At 39.7% G+C, this 18,601-nt stretch carries 15 protein-coding genes; 5 read left to right on the top strand and 10 right to left on the bottom strand.

Translation table 11 applies throughout. From position 1 onward, the window contains the following. Positions 1 to 92 precede the first annotated feature (92 nt). From AAEU29_RS08995 to AAEU29_RS08980, 4 genes are all read right to left on the bottom strand, one after another. Positions 93 to 1,673 carry a methyl-accepting chemotaxis protein gene (locus AAEU29_RS08995; RefSeq protein WP_421973004.1) on the bottom strand — a complete coding sequence of 527 codons (1,581 nt, stop codon included), beginning with the start codon at positions 1,671 to 1,673 and terminating at the stop codon, positions 93 to 95. A gap of 189 nt (positions 1,674 to 1,862) precedes the next feature. Then, entirely contained in the window at positions 1,863 to 5,240 is a 3,378-nt protein-coding gene (locus AAEU29_RS08990) for a S8 family serine peptidase (RefSeq protein ID WP_421973003.1), read from the bottom strand. 316 nt (positions 5,241 to 5,556) lie between these two features. Beyond that, a complete protein-coding gene (locus tag AAEU29_RS08985; RefSeq protein ID WP_421973002.1) occupies positions 5,557 to 6,093 on the bottom strand; it encodes a serine protease external chaperone in 537 nt (178 codons plus the stop codon). Between the two features lie 12 nt (positions 6,094 to 6,105). Then, positions 6,106 to 8,436, bottom strand: coding sequence for a S8 family serine peptidase (locus tag AAEU29_RS08980; RefSeq protein ID WP_421973001.1), 2,331 nt, complete (start codon positions 8,434 to 8,436; stop codon positions 6,106 to 6,108). A gap of 175 nt (positions 8,437 to 8,611) precedes the next feature. Between AAEU29_RS08980 and AAEU29_RS08975 the strand changes: the two genes are divergently transcribed. Then, a complete protein-coding gene (locus AAEU29_RS08975) occupies positions 8,612 to 9,727 on the top strand; it encodes an anhydro-N-acetylmuramic acid kinase (RefSeq protein ID WP_421973000.1) in 1,116 nt (371 codons plus the stop codon). Positions 9,728 to 9,999: 272 nt separating this feature from the next. Here AAEU29_RS08975 and AAEU29_RS08970 read toward each other — a convergent pair whose 3' ends face one another. Next, positions 10,000 to 10,353 carry a gamma-glutamylcyclotransferase family protein gene (locus AAEU29_RS08970; protein WP_421972999.1) on the bottom strand — a complete coding sequence of 118 codons (354 nt, stop codon included), beginning with the start codon at positions 10,351 to 10,353 and terminating at the stop codon, positions 10,000 to 10,002. Positions 10,354 to 10,409: 56 nt separating this feature from the next. Here AAEU29_RS08970 and AAEU29_RS08965 point away from each other — a divergent pair, with 56 nt between their 5' ends. Together AAEU29_RS08965 and AAEU29_RS08960 are read left to right on the top strand one after the other, a co-directional pair. Further along, the gene (locus tag AAEU29_RS08965) at positions 10,410 to 10,976 is read left to right on the top strand and encodes a DUF6942 family protein (RefSeq protein WP_421972998.1); all 567 of its coding nucleotides are present in this window, start codon (positions 10,410 to 10,412) and stop codon (positions 10,974 to 10,976) included. Between the two features lie 113 nt (positions 10,977 to 11,089). Continuing rightward, positions 11,090 to 13,207, top strand: a complete 2,118-nt coding sequence (locus tag AAEU29_RS08960; protein ID WP_421972997.1) for an EAL domain-containing protein — start codon at positions 11,090 to 11,092, stop codon at positions 13,205 to 13,207. A 30-nt stretch (positions 13,208 to 13,237) separates the two neighbouring features. On the opposite strand, the gene AAEU29_RS21000 is transcribed toward AAEU29_RS08960, so the two are convergent. From AAEU29_RS21000 to AAEU29_RS08950, 3 genes are read right to left on the bottom strand one after another with little or no spacing between them, the layout of a single operon-like run. Next, complete coding sequence (locus AAEU29_RS21000; RefSeq protein ID WP_498049600.1) at positions 13,238 to 13,381, bottom strand: serine protease external chaperone; 144 nt, start codon at positions 13,379 to 13,381, stop codon at positions 13,238 to 13,240. A gap of 19 nt (positions 13,382 to 13,400) precedes the next feature. Next, positions 13,401 to 13,784: a hypothetical protein gene (locus AAEU29_RS08955; RefSeq protein ID WP_421972996.1), complete on the bottom strand. Its 384-nt coding sequence runs from the start codon at positions 13,782 to 13,784 to the stop codon at positions 13,401 to 13,403. 43 nt (positions 13,785 to 13,827) lie between these two features. Continuing rightward, on the bottom strand, positions 13,828 to 14,820 hold the full coding sequence (locus AAEU29_RS08950) for a GlxA family transcriptional regulator (RefSeq protein ID WP_421972995.1): 993 nt from the start codon (positions 14,818 to 14,820) through the stop codon (positions 13,828 to 13,830). A 128-nt stretch (positions 14,821 to 14,948) separates the two neighbouring features. Here AAEU29_RS08950 and AAEU29_RS08945 point away from each other — a divergent pair, with 128 nt between their 5' ends. Further along, positions 14,949 to 16,847, top strand: coding sequence for a beta-ketoacyl synthase (locus AAEU29_RS08945; protein ID WP_421972994.1), 1,899 nt, complete (start codon positions 14,949 to 14,951; stop codon positions 16,845 to 16,847). Positions 16,848 to 17,059: 212 nt separating this feature from the next. Beyond that, positions 17,060 to 17,683, top strand: coding sequence for a lytic transglycosylase domain-containing protein (locus AAEU29_RS08940; RefSeq protein ID WP_421972993.1), 624 nt, complete (start codon positions 17,060 to 17,062; stop codon positions 17,681 to 17,683). Positions 17,684 to 17,701: 18 nt separating this feature from the next. Here AAEU29_RS08940 and AAEU29_RS08935 read toward each other — a convergent pair whose 3' ends face one another. Together AAEU29_RS08935 and AAEU29_RS08930 are read right to left on the bottom strand one after the other, a co-directional pair. Then, on the bottom strand, positions 17,702 to 17,935 hold the full coding sequence (locus tag AAEU29_RS08935; protein WP_274761346.1) for a hypothetical protein: 234 nt from the start codon (positions 17,933 to 17,935) through the stop codon (positions 17,702 to 17,704). 275 nt (positions 17,936 to 18,210) lie between these two features. Continuing rightward, positions 18,211 to 18,453, bottom strand: coding sequence for a hypothetical protein (locus AAEU29_RS08930; protein ID WP_421972992.1), 243 nt, complete (start codon positions 18,451 to 18,453; stop codon positions 18,211 to 18,213). Positions 18,454 to 18,601: the final 148 nt, after the last annotated feature.

The following is an 18,601-nucleotide window of genomic DNA, read 5'->3' as shown; positions in this document are numbered from 1 at the left end:
AAAACAAAAATGCCGCGAATATCGCGGCATTTTTTTAATTTCAAATTTAACGTATCAACTAAAAATACGTTAATACGTTTTTTAAACAAACATTAACGGTGTTGGCTAAACTGCCTTGCCATCGAAGTTAAACGCTCAGCTTCATTTAACAGTTTTTCAGTTGACTCATAAGCATGTTCAGACGCTTCTAGTGTTTCTTTACTAGCGTTATCAATATTAATTACATTTTTAGTAATTTCATCAGATACCGCAGATTGCTCTTCTGCAGCTGTGGCGATTTGCGCACTCATATCGGTAATGGTATTTACCGCGTCCAAAATTCGGCTTAGCGATGCTTTAGCAAGCTGTGCTTGCTCAGCACTTTGCTCTGCACGACTTTGCCCTTGCTGCATTGCAGAAACCGCCTCACCAGCAGATTGTTGTAATGTAGCGACCATTTGCTGAATTTCTTCGGTTGAAGATTGGGTGCGCGCAGCAAGTGTGCGAACCTCATCAGCCACAACCGCAAAACCACGGCCTTGCTCACCTGCCCTTGCCGCTTCAATTGCGGCATTAAGTGCAAGTAAGTTGGTTTGCTCTGCAATGCCGCGGATAACATCAACCACAGTACCAATTTGCTGGCTGTCTGAAGCAAGTTTGTTAATAACTGCTACAGCTGATTCCACTTCGCGTACTAGCTCGTTAATATCTGCGGTGGTTCTGTCAACAACTTGCTGACCTTCGACCACTTCGTTATCCGCAACTTGTGTTGCATCAGCGGTAAGTGAAGCGTTTTGGGCCACTTCTTTTACCGTAGCAGACATTTGATTAATCGCCGCTGCAACTTGCTCTACTTCACGATTTTGTTGCTGCATTAATTGATTAGTTTTTTCAGCAGTATCCATCGTGCTATGTGCAACGGTATCTAACCCTGTGGTTGCATCATTAATACGCCATACTATGGTTTCTTGTTGGGTTTGCAGCATTTTAATTGTGAGCTGTAACTGACCTAACTCGTCGGTTCTGCCAGTGTATACTTGCTTAGCAATATCGTTATCAAACACCTCTCGCGCTTTCTTTGCTGCAGTTTGATACGGTTTTGCAATTAAACCTGAACAAACTGTAAATAGAATAAAAGCAAAGATTAAAGGCCAAAGGTGACTAAGCGATAAGCCAAACATTAAAGCAACTATCGCAGGAATAGCCACTGCAAGAACACTTGAAATAGTCAGTTTACCCATCAAGTTAAACGACAGTGCACTTGCTAGCTTTTGACCAATACTTGGACCATTGTTTACCGCACTATAAAGCGCTTTAGCGCGTTTTAGGTATTCTTCTTCAGGTTTTAAACGAACTGATTGATAACCGACAATTTTTTGCCCTTCCATCACTGCAGTAATGTAAGCATCTACCCAATAGTTATCACCGTTCTTACAACGGTTATCTACAATACCCATCCAAGGTTTACCTTGTTTGATGGTATCCCATAGATCTTTAAAAGCCAGTGCTGGCATACCTGGGTGACGGACAATATTATGACCGTGACCGATAAGTTCTTCGCTTTGATAGCCACTGATATCAATAAAGTCTTGGTTTGCGTAGGTAATACGACCTTTCAGATCGGTGGTTGAAACAATCCGTTGAGAAAACTTTAATTTTACCTCACTGCCTGTGAGGGTTTGTTTTTTTTGCATAACACGACGCCAATAAAAATCAGAAAAATTATCTAGTTAAATAAATTGTAGTACACAGTACGCGCACCGTAGTTTTTTCAAACTACTTTTCGGGGGCAAGTAGTATACACAGATCTAATCAATTGATACGTCAGACAAAAGCACTAAAAAAAGCCCGCATTTGCGGGCTTTTTCAACAAAGTGAAATAATTACTTCATTTTTCTACGACGGATAAACGCCAGTGGTGCAGCTAATAGTGCTAGCCAACCAAATGAACCTGACGATTTCTTCGTTTTAGGTGGTGTTACTGGCTCTGGTAATGGATTTTCATTCACATCCGTTACCATAATCTTCACCATAGCTGGCTCAGAAATATTACCTGCAGTATCTGTTACTACAACTTCCATTTCGATTTCAGTTAGACCTGCTTCATAATCAAGTACTGATTTGTCAGCTACAACAATCTCACCTGACTGCTCAAGTTTAACTGCTGTTGATGTTTGATTAACTACGATAAATTCAGAAGCCATATTTGCAAGCTCTGCACCGTAAGATACTTCTAACATACCAATAACTGTACCATTCTCAGAATTTTCAGCGATTGAGAATTCTGCATCAGCAAGCATCGGTGCTACAGCACGGTCAGCGCTTGGCGTTGCATTGATTGCTTTTGAACCAGACTCTGAAAGAATCATAAAGTCTTGGCCGGCGTGAGCAAGGTAAGCAGACTCACCAGTTGCTAATGATTCAACCACATTACCTTCTGTTGTCATTAACGCTGCAATCGGCTGAGCAGGCGTAAATGTGTAAGTACCAGTTGCTGAATCTAATGAGTTATATGCTACTGGTTCCCATGTGTATTCTTCAACACGGAAACGTACATCTGCTGTAAGACCCATATCATCCGCAGTTAAACCAAATGCACCTAAACACGACATCATGGTCATATGATTATTACCGGTAGTATGGAACATATTACCTAACCAACCTCTTGTTGAACCATAAGCGTGTGTGAATGAAATTTGTGTTGGTTCAACATCGTAGAACCACTCAAGCTTACCGTTTTGCGCAGTTACATCGTATTGACCATCACGATCTAAATCGAAATCAACCATAAAGCCGCCAATGTAGCTGTGGTTAACACCTTCATTCATGATTAACGTTGAGAAAACAGCATAGCCTGAGTCACAGTATTCACCCGGTACAGGGATCATTTCAACTGAGCCACCCACTAAGTCAAGACGATTACCATCTACATCATCGGCTACAGTGGTTGGAGCAAAGAATGGTTCGAATAGTGCAGCACCAACGTTTGTTACCTTATGGGCTGTACCACCTTCCATTTTTACTGGCTCGAATGTAAGTTCAGCAGCTGCTTTTGGTAATGTGTGATATACAAGGTGGAACGCTTTTTCACCGCCTTCAGAGAAAATAAGCGCACCGTCTAATTCTAAGTTAGTTAGATCTGATGTAGCATCACGAGTACCAATGTTTGATTGATCAAGTGTCCACTCAGGAAGTTTTGCAGGATCAATATTAAACGTCACATCAAATGAAACAGTCTGACCACCAGGCACTGTAATTGAATCAGGGTGTGAAACCGTTAGAGCACCACGTTCAATATCATTTGCAAAACGCTGCTCTAAGCTTAAAGAGTACGTTTTAGCTTCGCTTGTGAAGTTTTTAACTTGTACTGTTTTAACGTAATCTGTTGCTTGTGATGGATTAACAAGACCAAGTGATAATGCACCTTGTTTTGTATCTTTTGACCATGCAGCTACAGGTAAATGCGCAGCTTTATTAACATCTACAAGACCCGCTCCAATGTAACTAATAGGTGCAAGTTCTGTATCTGGGTTAACTGAACGTGGCTCCATCGTTACATCAAGGTTCGCCGTATTCATGATGGTTGCTTTTAGTTCCATCGCGTTGCGGTTAGGATGCGCTTCTTTCAGTAAGCTCATAGCACCTGCAGTCATAGGCCCTGAGAATGAAGTACCAGTTGCACCAGAAAGACCTGTACCTGTACCTGGGTGAGCAGTCATGATGTTTACACCTGGGGCTGTGATTTCAGGTTTTAATAAACCATCCATTGAAGGACCGCGCGATGTAAACGACGCAATTGCACCCGATGTAACGATTGCTTCTACATTGATTGAGAAAATGCCAGACTCTTTTAGCGCCATACCTGCCGCATAAGTTATACCTACCGATGGAATAGTTACATCAGTACTGCTGCCACCCATAGGAGCTGGTGTGCCATCGTCATTATTATTTGCAATAAATACAAAAGCTGCACCTTTCTCTTGTGCCATTAGTACTTTTGTAACAAATGCACAACCACCACGGTCAAGCACAACTGCTTTACCAGTAAAATCTGTGCCATCTGCAAATGCTTCACAAGCTGTTTGGTTTGCATCTGGATAAACAACTGCAAGATCTTCATTTGACAGGGTATATGCTTCTTGAGGGCCAAAAGAAGCTGTTTGAATAATTGCTTCTTCTCCGTTAATTGTACCGCTTGAAATAAGAGATTCATCTGTAGGGTGCGTCATTGCACCAACTGATAGAGCGTTTTCAGAGGTACTTGGACCGCCAACAATAAACGGATATGCTCCATCGTTACCAGCAGAAATAACAACATTCGTGCCTAGTTTTACAGCTTGATTAATTGCAAGACCTACACCATCTGTTGCGATATCACCAAAATCACCACCAAGTGACATGTTGATTACGTCAACACGGTCAGAAATATCGCCATCACCATTTGGATCCATTGCAGCTTCAAGCGCCATAAACTGAGCTACACCAGGACAGCCACCAGCACACACTGAATACACATATAATTCAACATTTGGTGCTATACCTGATACAGAGTGCGATACATGAGTACCATGGCTTGTACCTGCATCAATTGGATCTGGGTCCATATTGTAGAAATCGTAGCCACCCATAACCTGACCCTGTGGCCAAGCTACTGCGTCAGTTGGGTCTTCTGCAGCGGCAACGTAAGCAGCTTCTGTACCTTCACCACCAAACGCTGCGTGTGTATAGTCGATACCAGTATCAAGTACTGCAACTTTAACACCGTTACCTTTTGCCACACCCGATGCAACTACCTCTGTTGCCTTTATGTAATCAGCACTGTCAGCGATATGAAGTTTTGAGTCGTATATTGGGTAAACACCATCTACTTCGTTGTGTGAAACTAGTTGGTCAATTTCGTTTTTATCACCCTTAACAAGAAGACCATTAACAAGTTTAGACGTTTTAGCCACGATGGTAATATTCAAGTCTTGGCTTTGAATTGCAGATTCAACCATAGCTTGAGAAGCCATAATAGAAGCGGTTTGCTTTCCTAAATCTACATTTTTAACTTGAGCAATTGCTGGCGTATTTAATTTAATTAACCAAGCAGAAGCTTCTCTCGCTTCTTGCCCATCACTCTTTTTAGTCGCCTGCGCTTTTACTGCTTTAGCGCCGCTGTAGTTATATTGTTCAAAAGTTGCTGCATTTACCGCTGTTGAAGCAATCGCTGACGCAACTGATAACGCGATTACTGTTCTTTTTGTTCCAAATTTTGTCATTGTGACTTCCCTCTAGGAAAATAATTTTAGATAAACCTTTTTATTGGACAACTAAAATTAACAACATAAGCCAAAAACAGCAACACATCGTTTACAAATATTTAAGAAATACTGATTAGTATCTTAATTGCAATTACACCAATTAAAATAAAATAGAAAGATAACTAAATTACTGAAGAAGTAGTTTGGATAGATAAAGTAATTTTAAGTGAGATATATTTATTAAAATCTAATAATAAAAAAATAAACTCTAAAAATTTATCATAAAACGAAAAAAGCCCGCTAGAAGCGGGCTTTAACAAGTTAAGTAATCAGATTAACGCGCTGTATGGCGTGCTTCTAATACTTCAATACGTGCTTCTTTAATCAGACCTGATGCTTTTAATAGCTCTTGCGCTTTTAAAACATCTTGGTTTTCTGCAACAGAAACCACAGCTAAGTCTGTACCAGAAAAGCTTGACTCAAGCTTTAAACCAGTTGCAGCAGCAACATCATTAGCCGAAACACCTTTCTTAAGTAAAATAGAGATGTTACCTGATAAAGGCGCTAAGTTACCTGTGAAAATGTTACGTACAAGGCTACCAGGCTTAACTAAGTCATTTGGAACTTCAAGAGCAACAACTGCATTCTCACCTTTTGAAGCAATCACGCTATCAGCAGCCGCAATTGATGAAGGCACTAATGCTAAACCTTTTTCAACCTTATACATGCCAAAATCAGCTTTTGATAATTGTTGTACTTGCTTTTGTGTATCAACTTTATCAGCAACTCCAGCGTCAAACTTTGATACCGCAGTAGCCTGAGTTGATAACGTCATCGCAGCTACTGTCATTGATAATAATTTAAGTTTCATTGCATAAACTCCTTAGTTTGCCGCATGACCAAATACACGAACCGCAGCACCAGTCATCGTAGTTGGGGTTGTGTTATTAACGTAGCCGATAAAGCCAAACGAACCACCATCAGCAGTTGCGAAGCTATCACCAGATGTATCAACTAAACGAATAGTCCACTCACCCTTCGCTGATTCACCATAGAACGCATTAGCTAGGAAAGTACCATTTTTCAAGATATAACCAGGCTGCCAACCACTGTAAAAATCAAATGCAGGGTAAACAAGCGCTTGTTTCGAAGATAGTAATACACTACGTGTACCGCTTGGAGATGTAACTTCAATTGCTAAGTCAGTACCAGCTGTAGTTTGAACTGGACCATTTGCTGTACCAAAACCAAAGCCCATTTCTTTGCTGAAAATATCGAACTTAAACTGAATTGCTTCAACTTTAACGTCTTCTTCAATAGTGACTTTATAAGATACACCTTCAGCATTGTTGTCTGGAATTTCTACCATTAAGTCTTCTTGACCAACAACAGAACCAGCACCAATCCAATCGCTTACAACTTCTTCACCTAGGCTAGTATCATATGCTTTTGCCATAGCAACAGCAGCGCCAGCATCTACACGACCAAAGCCGTAAAGGTTATTAAACTTATAACCTGCAGCATTTTCAATCCAACCATCGTGTGCAACAAATTCACCTTCACCTACAGTTAGTTTGATTGCTTCATCGCTCGCATCATTTTTAGTCGACGTATTAGCTAAAATATGACGTACATCACGCCATGTTAAGTCTTTGTTTGCAGATAAAATAAGTGAAACTACACCGGCCGCGTTAGGCGCTGCAGATGATGTACCATTCATTGTAGAGCGATAGTTACAGCTTGGGTTTTCTGGGTGACCTGGGTAATCGAATACATATTGGCTTGCAGCAAATGCTTCACCGTAAGCAGCACTCCAACCTGCAATATTACGGCCTTCGTAACCAGATACACCACTTAAACAAGTCATAGGATCTGTTGTAACCATTGCAGGTGCCCAACGACCGAACTCACCAGATGGAGCTGCAACTAAAACGTTAGCACCTGCTGAAGAGTAACTTGTGTGTTTACCATTTGAATTAACTGCACCCACTGAGAAGTAGTAAGGATGCGCTTGGCTAGGCTCGCTGTTACCGTTATAACAAGTAAGGCCTAAATCATTCGCACCATTGTCTGCACAGAAAGAGCCTTCTGGACCACCATCTTCAAAACTGTTACCGCTAGATTTGATATTCGTCGCACCTTTACCACCACGAAGGTATAAATTTGGATACGATTCGATTTGCTCATCTAATTCTGAATAACCAATATACACTGGGAAAGTGATACCATAGCTGCGGTTAAACGCTGAAATTTCTTCATTAGCAGTAATACCAGAACCAGGGAAACCGTGCACTAAGAAGTCTGTTTGAGCAACTTTATCACCAGAACCTAAATAGTTCATACCGATTAGACCAGTGTTTGGAGCAACACCTCGGCCGCCTAAGCCATTCCAACCTTTAGCTGCAATTAGACCTGCTACACTTGTACCATGGTCACCATTTACTGCTGCGCTAGTAGGATCAGTTTTATCAAGTGCACCTTGAACTAAGTTTAATGAACGATTAGGCAATACATTTGGAGCTAGATCTTCATGACGAATTTCAAGACCAGAGTCCACAACAACCGCCGTTACACCAGCACCAGTTACACCTTGTTTGTAGGCTTCAACGGCTTTGATGTCTTCACCAGCAACTAAATAATGAGCTTCTGCATCAGCAAATTCAGCATCCCAATATGCTGTTGCTTCTTCTTCAGTCATAATGCCTAAATCGTTTACGTATAAATCAATTAGACCTTGCTTCATTTCATCACTTAGAGCGAATGCTTTTTGACCTGTATTACGCAGATGCCACTGATGTTTAGCAAGTGGATCGCCTTTAACACCCGAAACAACTAGTTTAGCAGATGCTGATTTGCCATTTGCTGTAACTGTATAATCAATTTCTGCATCTTCGCCAGAAATGTTAACGTACTTAAAGTTAAGACCATCAAGCTCTAGTACACCATGTGAAAAGGTATAAACACCATCTTCGGCACTAACAGACTCACCATTTTCGCTAAACGAAACAGTAAGTTCATCGTAGTTTCCATCACGAGCATTTAACTGCCCTTCAGAAACCATCCATTGCATTGCATCTGCAACCATTACATCATTTGCAGTTGGAGCTACATCAGGTGCAACAGTTGTTTTGTTATCGTTGTCACTACCACAACCAGCTAGAGAAATTAAAATAGCTGCGCTTAGTGCTGATAACTTCAGTTTATTATTTTTCATAATCAACCCTTGTTAATAAATTAGTGACAAGTTAACAAGGGTTCACAAATCAAACAACACGCTATTTACAAATGTTTGCATTTTAAATATTTTTTTACATTTTCTTAGTCTACGAATTTTAATATACCGCGATTTGACTTTACAATCAGATTATATTTTTTACGAAAACGTAATTATGAATCACACTCCATCACTTTATATTGGCATTATGTCAGGGACTAGCCTTGACGGAATAGACATTGCAATTGTGGAAATTGTTGAAAACCAAACGCGCTTAGTTGCGAGCTTGGAAACCCCCTTTACATCAACATTAAAGCAGCTATTAACTTCGCTTATCACATTGAAAAAATGCAATCTTGCTGAGATTGGGGTTATCTCACACCAGCTGGCTATTGAATATGCTGACGCCGTAAATGCGTTGCTTAAAAAAGAGAATCTCAAATCATCAGCAATTAAAGCAATTGGTGTTCATGGTCAAACGGTTTTTCACCATCCGTTAGGAGAACATGCCCATTCATTACAATTAGTTAATGCGAGTGTATTAGCTACTAAAACAAGTATTGATTGTGTACATAATTTCCGTGAAATGGACATTGCTCTTGGCGGCCAAGGTGCGCCTTTGGTGCCATTGTTTCACCAAAGTTTACGTTCTCAGTTACCTTTAAATTTGCCAGAGCAAGCCCTAGTTTTTGCTAATATTGGTGGGATCGCGAATTTATCACTTTGTGATGAAAATGAATTGCTTGGATTCGATTCAGGCCCAGGGAATACCTTGATCGACAGCTTTACAAAAAAAGCCTTCAATAAAGAGTATGACTTCAATGGCGCTTTGGCGAGAAAAGGGAAAATCAATCAAACCTTGCTAAAAACTATGCTAAACGACCCCTATTTTTCAGCTGAAATACCTAAAAGCACAGGGCGAGAATACTTCAATTTAGCTTGGCTTAACGCTTTTACTGAGTTCACCAATCTGTCGCCTTATGACACTTTAACAACACTCACCGAGCTCACCGCTATCACTTTAGCGCAACCTCTAATAGCAAAAAGTGGTTTGCTGATTTTGTGTGGTGGAGGGGCCAAAAATTCGCTTTTAGTTGAGCGTATTCAATACCATTTATCAAATTGGCGGATTGCAACAAGTGATGAATTTGGTATCAGCGCAGACTTTATGGAAGCGATGGCATTTGCTTGGATGGCTTATCGAACTATTAATAAACTGCCGTCAAATGCCCCTTCTGTGACGGGTGCTAAACAGGCTGCAGTGCTTGGGCAAATCACCTTTGCACCATAGCTATTTGTTGGTGCAAAGTTGCACCAACATAATCAACGCCTTCTTGGCTAAAATTCTAATCAACTGATTCTATTAAATTTTATTTTTGGCACAGATTTTCCATTATCAATACAAATAAAGGAGATGCCACAATGAAATCACTCAAAGAAACTTACTTGCTTTTATATCAAATTTGTCATCTAAATTTACGCCAATGGGACGTTGACCAAAATAACAGTGCTAATGATGACAACTACCAACAACCGCTTTGATTAGCAAACTTACTTGCAAAGCTAAAGTTTGTCTACCACCTCATTTGTTGCTGCATATATCCAACAGGGTTTGCCATCTTTGGTGGTTGCATTTATTCGGGTATATTCAGCAACTTCATAACTATCCGCCATTGCAAGCTCATCAGTCGTCAGCAAAAAACAACTTCCTTTAACTTCGTCTTGACTATTTCCGGTAAACACCAAGATAGGGTGATACGCTTTACCACTTTGTTTGACCACTTGCTCGTCATTTATTTTAATTTCAGACAAACAATACCCTGTGAGAATTGCTTTTTCGCCTTCTAATTTGCGACCAAAATTAGCTTGTTGCACATTTTCTTGTTGCAAAGTGCCATAACTAAATAAGCGTTCCATACCTAATCCTTTCGATTTTTGTTAAAGTAAATAAAACAATTAAAAACCTGAGAAACATGTCAGAAGTTGGTTTCGGATGCAATCACTATCGCATTGCTTTTTATGTGGAAAATGCTCCTTTATATTCTCATTTTGCATCTCCACAGAACTTGATAGCGCTTCCTAAAGGTGCAATTAAAGAAATAGGCGCAAAATGCGGAAACGGCTGGCGAAAACAATTCAATGTATTTGCCAAGTTTATTTATACACTGCACCCAAGCGTATTTAACGGACGAGAAAAAGAAACGACTTGGCAGCAATACCGCGACAATCACTTACTTCAACAAAACTCATCTACTGCATTACTTTTTAGCCCCCCCGATCTAAGTAAAGAAAATGTCCTTCATATTATTGCGGGGCGCTGTTATGCAAAAAAATTAATTAATACAAGATTGCTTAATAGCGAACTCTGTTGGTTAAATCAAGAGTTTGCATTTAATTGTGAAGATAAAGTCTTGGTATGCCCATTTCTCGACTACCGTCAGTTATCCAATATTAAAATCGATTTTCTAGCACAAATGTGCCATCTACTTGTTCATTCCAATGCAATTGAACTTGATCGGTTTCATTTACCCGAATTGTAATACAAAAATTACATAAAAATACTTGGAAAATAAGCACGCAAAGGAATTTTGACTACAATTATTAAAAGCTTATTGTCAACTTAATCAATGGAATTGTTATCTTGGTAAGGAACTTGGTCAAAAACATTGCGGTCTCAGCAGATACAGTGCTTGAAAATGTACCCATAGGTTTGTTTGTGGCTAAACCAAATGGAGAGTGCATTTTTGCAAACCATGCTTTGTATAAAGTACTGAATTTAAAGAATACCAGTATTGTTGGCAGTAGTTATATTTCCGCCATGCATGCAGATGACAGACAACGTGCAATTAAACATTGGTATGCGTGTACTGCTAAAGGTAAAAACTTTCACTATACATTTCGCTCCGCATCAAAAAACAAAAACAAGTTACTCGCAATTCATGCTGAGCCACTTTATGAAAATAAACAGCTAGTAGCATATCTAGGCATTATCGAAGATGTTACCGCCCTAAATGAAACCGAGCGAAAACTTTATTTAAGCCAACAGCGTTATGAACTGGCAGCTAAAGGCGCAAGTGCCGGTGTGTGGGATTGGGATATCGTCTCAAACGAAGTTTTTTACTCAACCAAATTCACCGAATTATTGGGCTTTGATAACCTCGCTTTTGGCAATGAATTTGCTTCATTCACTGAGCAAATTCACCCAGACGATATTGCACAATTTAATGCCAACCTTGATGTTCATTTGTCTGACCCGTTTGAGATATTCGATATCGAAGTGCGTATGTACAGCGCAAAACAACATGAACTTTGGTTTCATATTGTAGGTGAAGCGCTGCGCGATGAAAAAGGTGACCCCTATCGCATGGTAGGCTCCATGTCAGATATCACCGAGAAAAAACAATCACAACAAGTTATTTGGCACCAAGCCAATTTTGATGCGTTAACGCAATTGCCAAATCGCAATATGTTTACCGATAGATTAAATCAAGAAATCATCAAGAGTAAACGCTCAGGAGACAAATTTGCACTGCTGTTCATTGATTTAGACCATTTCAAAGAAGTAAATGATACCCTTGGTCATAATGCAGGTGACTTATTATTGGTTGAGGTATCAGAGCGTTTAAAGGTTATTTTAAGGGAAACTGATACCGTAGCACGCATAGGTGGAGACGAATTTACAGCACTACTATGCAATATTCATAGCATGGCAGATGTAGAAAACATTGCTGGTAAACTGATCCACGCAATTGAAATGCCTTTTTACATTAATAATGAATCCATTTTTATTTCAGCCAGCATCGGTATCACTATTTTTCCGGATCACAGTGAAAAAATGGATGAGTTGCTGCGCTTTGCCGACCAAGCGATGTATTTATCGAAAGAAGAAGGGCGTAAGCAGTATCGTCATTTCAATAAAAAGCTACAAGAGAAAACTGAAAAAGCTCATTTACTTACACAAGAGTTGCGGCTTGCGGTTATTAACCAACAATTTGAAGTGCTTTATCAACCCATTCTTTCCATCTCAGATATGACAATACATAAAGCCGAAGCACTCATACGTTGGCATCATCCGGAACTTGGCATGGTGAGCCCAGCTGAGTTTATACCGTTAGCTGAGACTTCAGGGATGATCATCGATATCGGCAATTGGGTTTTTCAACAAGCAGCCGAACAAGTTAAAAAGTGGCAACTAGCCTATGACGAAAACTTCCAGATTAGCGTTAACCGGTCACCTGCGCAGTTTCAAGTAAATACCACCCAACATGATGTAATATGGCTCAACACTTTATTACAACTTGGATTAAAACACGGTATTTGTATTGAAATTACAGAAGGCCTATTACTTGACGATGATGAAGTGATAAAAGAAACATTAAAGAAATTTCAATCTGCAGGGGTAGCTATTTCGCTTGATGATTTTGGAACGGGCTATGCCTCGTTGTCATACTTAACCAAATTTGATCTCGATTACTTAAAAATAGATCGCGCCTTTGTGATGAATTTAGAGCACTCAAAGCAAAACCAAGCACTGTGCGAAGCAATCATTGTAATGGCGCATAAACTTGGCTTAAAAGTGATCGCTGAAGGGGTAGAAACAGCTGAGCAACTCACTATTTTGAAAGCCGCAGACTGCGATTATGCACAAGGTTATTTTATATCAAAGCCAATCAACCATATTACATTCGATAAGGAACTAGCAAGCCAGGATCCCTTTTCTGTAGTAACTAGACTCACCGAGATGGACTGTGAAAAAACGCCTGCTACTTAACCAAGTTCGCAGACGTTTTTCATTGAGGTGTTATTTTTGAATTATACCTTTATTTGCAAGTTCAATTGTCACTGAACTCACACCATCAAGTTGTTTAAGCACCTCAACTAATGGTAATAAGCCACGGTTACTTTGAGTCTTTAAGATGTAATACTGTTGATAAAGGCTATTTATACTGCTGATTACCTTAATCCTATTTAGCTATCCATTCATGAATTTGCGTAATATGACACCTATCTTGCCCATCAAAGCCATCTTGCATAATTAAGTAATCACCTTTTTTAAGACAACGTCCAAAGCCATATGCACCAATGGTCAATTGCAGATTGTTGACATCACATGTCTTTGTTAAGTCAACTCTAAAATCTCCATCTCGATTACTCAAAATAAATGAATTACTTTCGTTATTGAGGTTTTTCCACCTTCCTTCACGTGATACTCCAAAGCAAACTTTATCAACTTCGTTGCCAGATTGGTAAGAACTTGATGTTGTTTGATTATCCGGTACACCTGAACTTTTACAACCCACGACTAAAATCAAAGAAAAAAACGATAGAAGTTTCGTTATGTCTGTCATTACTCAATATCCTTATATACAGCTTTCCTCAAACAAGAATAAATCACGAATCCGTTTTAAACAATTTCTTCCTCACCAGCAAGCGATAATCTGATGGGGTTTGCTTCAGTTCTCGTTTAAAAACTTTAGTTAAATAACCTTGATCAACATAACCAACCGCGACAGCAACATCTTGCACAGTTAGATTTGTTGACGCGAGTAACTCCTGAGCCATTTCTAATCGCATTTTTTGTAAATAATGATTTGCGGTGGTTCCTGTCGCAGCTTTAAAACGTCTTGATAATGTTCTTTGGCTAATGCCAAATTGTTCCGCCACTTCTAATAACGATACATCATTGGCTAAATTGTTCTTCAACCAAAATTGAATTTGCGCAATTAGCTCATCTGGGTGTCTATCTACTGCCCCCTCTAAATAACGCTGCTCTTCGTATGGTCTGCGAATTTCATGTGAGAAATTACGCTCTACATTTTGCGCGGCATCTCGACCAAATAATTGCGCAATTAAGTAAACCATAATATCAGCTAGTGAATTTAAACTTGCGGCACAGAAGATACGTTCAGATTGGGTTATAAAGAACTCAGGTTTAAGGTCAACTAGTGGGTAGTCTTTACGAAATTGTTTGGCGTAATGCCAATGAGTTGTCGCCGCGTGATTATCTAATAACCCTGCCTCTGCCAGTAAGCAATTACCTGTTCCCACACCGACAATAGTGGCTCCTTGCTGCCATTGCTTGGCCAAATATGAAATGGCAGCATGATTTTGTTTTATCACCGGGCGTGGATTTCGCCAAATACCGGGCACAATAATAAAGTCAGCAGCATCATCACAATGCACGGTTAGGTCGGGCAAATATGCACAACCTGCACGGCACTTAATCACTTCTTGTTGATTTGCAACAAACTTAATATCTAGGCTTTTGAAGCGCCTATCGTGACAAGATGCCTCACCCGCTTTTAGCATTTCAACAGGTAAAGTGACACTGGTTGCCAGTACTTGAGGGTAAAGTAACAGCCTTACTTTTGTTTTTTTTGTCATATTCACTGCTCAAACCAGTTTAAAATGGCCATATAAACCAAAATTGTGACCAATTAAACACAAACAAAAAGCTAAAATCAAAATAAACTGTACCTAAATAATACAAATTTTATGAATTTAGGGTTTTTATGACTGCATTACCTATTGTTGTTGGAATGGGTGGTATTAATGCCGCAGGACGAACATCTGCTCACCAAGGGTTTCGTCGTATCGTTTTAGACAAGCTAACTCAAGAAGCACGACAAGAAACATTTCTTGGACTTGCTACTTTAATGAATTTAGTTCGCCAAGAAAACGGAGCATTAGTTGATCATGAAAATCAGCCGATCCTCGCTTCAGCGATTGAAAGCAAGTATGGTGAGCAAATTCTAGCTGGTACTCTCATTCGTAAGATAGAAGAAAATCACTTTGACGTTGATGCAACACATGGTCATCAAAAAATGACGGTTGTACCTAGTGATGGTGAACACATCGTTTTCGAAACAAGTGCCCGTCATTTACCTTCGCCTGTACCTAGAGATTGGCAAATAGAGACACTTGAAAGTGGAAAAGTAAAAGTGTCAATTTCAGGCGAGTTATCGTTAAAACATGATACTTTCCGCGATAATCCAATTAAAGCGGCTGGTCAATTTCCAACAGGGTTTGATCCAAGTTCACTTTACAATAGCCGCTATCAACCTCGTGGCTTACAAGCGACCATTTTTGCAGCAACCGATGCGATTAAATCAACAGGTCTTGATTGGGATGCTGTTTTAGCTGTAGTTGACCCAGACCAAATTGGCACTTATTCAGCATCAGTTGCTGGGCAAATGCAAGATGAAGCATTTGGCGGCATGATGAAAAACCGCCTTAAAGGTGACCGTGTTAGTACAAAAAACCTAGCACTTGGTTTAAATACCATGTCGACCGATTTTATCAACGCTTATGTAACTGGCAATGTGGGTACAACTTTTACAACATCAGGTGCCTGCGCCACGTTCTTATACAACTTACGCGCTGCAGTGCACGATATTAAAGCTGGACGCACGCGAGTTGCGATTGTTGGCAGTGTAGACTGCGCCATTACTCCTGAAATCGTTGAAGGATTTGGCAATATGAGTGCGCTTGCCAATGTAGATGGTTTGAAAAAACTTGATAACAGCGATAGCCCAGACTTACGCCGTACAAGTCGCCCATTTGGTGAAAATTGTGGTTTTACAATTGGCGAAGGTGCGCAATTTGCTGTGCTAATGGACGACGCGCTTGCACTTGAGTTAGGTGCAGATGTAATGGGTTCGGTACCAGATGTATTCGTTAATGCAGACGGCATTAAAAAATCAATTACAGCGCCAGGTCCTGGTAACTATATTACCATGGCAAAATCTGTAGCACTTGCTAGCAGCATTTTGGGTGAAGAAGCAGTACAAAAGCGCAGTTATATTCTTGCTCATGGTTCAAGTACACCGCAAAACCGTGTTACTGAATCACTAATTTATGACCGTGTTGCAAAAGCATTCAATATTGATAACTGGAAATTAGCAGCTCCAAAAGCATTCGTTGGCCATACAATTGGCCCTGCAAGTGGTGACCAAATGGCAATGGCGCTGGGTATTTTCAGCCACAACATCATGCCAGGTATTACCACGATTGATAAAGTTGCAGATGATGTTTACGCCGAGCGACTAGATATTCGCACGGAGCATTATGCTTGTGAAAGCCAAGATATTGCATTTATTAACTCAAAAGGTTTTGGCGGTAACAATGCCACTGCACCGATGTTTTCAGCAAACGTCACGCTTGAGATGCTAACAAAGCGCCATGGTGAAAGTGCAATGACACTTTATCGCGACAAGCTTGCATCAACAAAACAAAGTCAAGCGGTCTATCACAATGCTGCTAACAACGGTGAATATGAACTAATTTATCGTTTTGGCGATGGTTTAATCGATGAAAATGAGATTGAACTGACGCAAGATACAATTTCGCTGCCAGGATTCGCTCACACTGTGAAGTTAACTGCAGCAAACCCTTTCGATGATATGGTGTAAGCAAATTCATTCTCCTTTGTAAAAAGGACACTCTGTCATCTCCTAAAGGCGCTTTATGCGCCTTTTTACTTTTTTATGATCTAAAGCAGCCTTATTTCATCTCTCTAGGCTATAAAGCGAAGGCAAAAACAGGTAAAGTAGCCACCGTAGAAAGAGTTGAAAATATATCCTTTCTAGCCATAATTAGAATAATAAGTAACGCCACATCAAACATGAATTTTAAACTGCTTTATATCTTGCTGTTTCTTGCGTTTTCAGTGACTGCTAAGCCAATTTATCAGTATGTAAAAAGCGATGGTTCCATTGCTTTTACCGACCGAAAACCGGTAAAACACAGCTACAGTGTCTATCGTACAGGCTGCTATGCCTGTCAGTTACGCTCGTCTTTAAATTGGCATAAAATTCCTATCTACCCAGATAAGTATCATCTTGAAATTGCAAAAGCCAGTAAGCAGCACAATGTTGACCCCGCATTAGTAAGAGCGATGATCCACGCGGAATCTGCCTTTAAAGCAAATGCACGTTCAAAAAAAGGCGCTGTGGGGCTAATGCAATTAATGCCAGCAACGGCAAAATATATGGGTGTGAAACGTCCAGCTCAACCAGAGCAGAATATTTTTGGTGGCGTAAAATACTTGTCTTATTTGCTTGAAAAGTTTGATGGTAATATTCGCTTAGCAACCGCAGCTTATAATGCAGGACCAAATGCGGTGAAAAAGTATAAAGGCATACCACCTTTTGCAGAAACAAAAGCGTATGTTGAAAGGGTGGGGATTTTACATAACCGCTATCGTGTAGCGCTTAATAAAAAGAAACGAAAAGTCTCACCAAGCTAGATGAGCAAACTGTGGTAGTTAACTAACCCACCACAGTAATACTAATGCAAAAATCACCACACTTAATCGGATAAGAGGTCCTTTAAGTGTTTCAAGGGTATTGCCCTTTAGCTTGTTTATTGCAGCTTGCTCTGTACATGCAGCCACTTTATCAATATAGCTATAACCTGATTTTTCATAGCTTTTGCAAATTGCTTTGTCTGCAGGGATCGCTTTTAGCTCATCACCTTTTTTTAGGATATAAAAATCCATAACGCACCGTTATTTTTATTTCTCTAACCAATACCAACTTCGGTATTTTTGCACTAGGCAAAAAAGTGGCGGCTATTAAATACTAAGTAACGACAAAGTGCAATACACAATTAGCAATAGTGAATAAAAATCGATAAGTTAAATCGTGATTTAGCTAGGTAACTTTAAATTGCGCAATAAGAATAACGTTAAAAAGATAGACTAAATAACGAGATAGGTAGGGCCATAACAAGTGCCCTACCTAATACAAAAGTGATATGCGATTTGCATTTGTATTAAGTTAATAAGGTATAAAAATAAAGCCAGTAGGCTACAAAAACGAATAGCATTGCAGCCACAATTTTATATTTGCGATTTTGACCATATTTTCGTTTAGCCTCAGCTAATGCTGCCTTTTCATTACAACAACTGGTTTTTTCTAAGAAGCGGTAACCTAAATTTTGGTAAGTTTCGAACAGTTTTCTATCCGCTGGAATAGCTGCTAATTCTCTGTTTTTAGCAAGAATAAAATACTCCATAAAACACCTCATTCTTTCACTGTTTTCCTTACCTTAACTAATTTCAACTTAATGCCAGCTTAATTGAATTACAAAGTTTCACATTTTATTAGCATTTTCTGCTAAGTCAGTGCGCAATTTGTTGTTATTATCAGCATCGCAGTATCAA

Source organism: Pseudoalteromonas aquimarina, from assembly GCF_049257255.1.
GTDB lineage: Bacteria > Pseudomonadota > Gammaproteobacteria > Enterobacterales > Alteromonadaceae > Pseudoalteromonas.
Note: the sequence above shows the minus strand (reverse complement) of the source record. Positions and strands in the feature narration are given on the sequence as shown.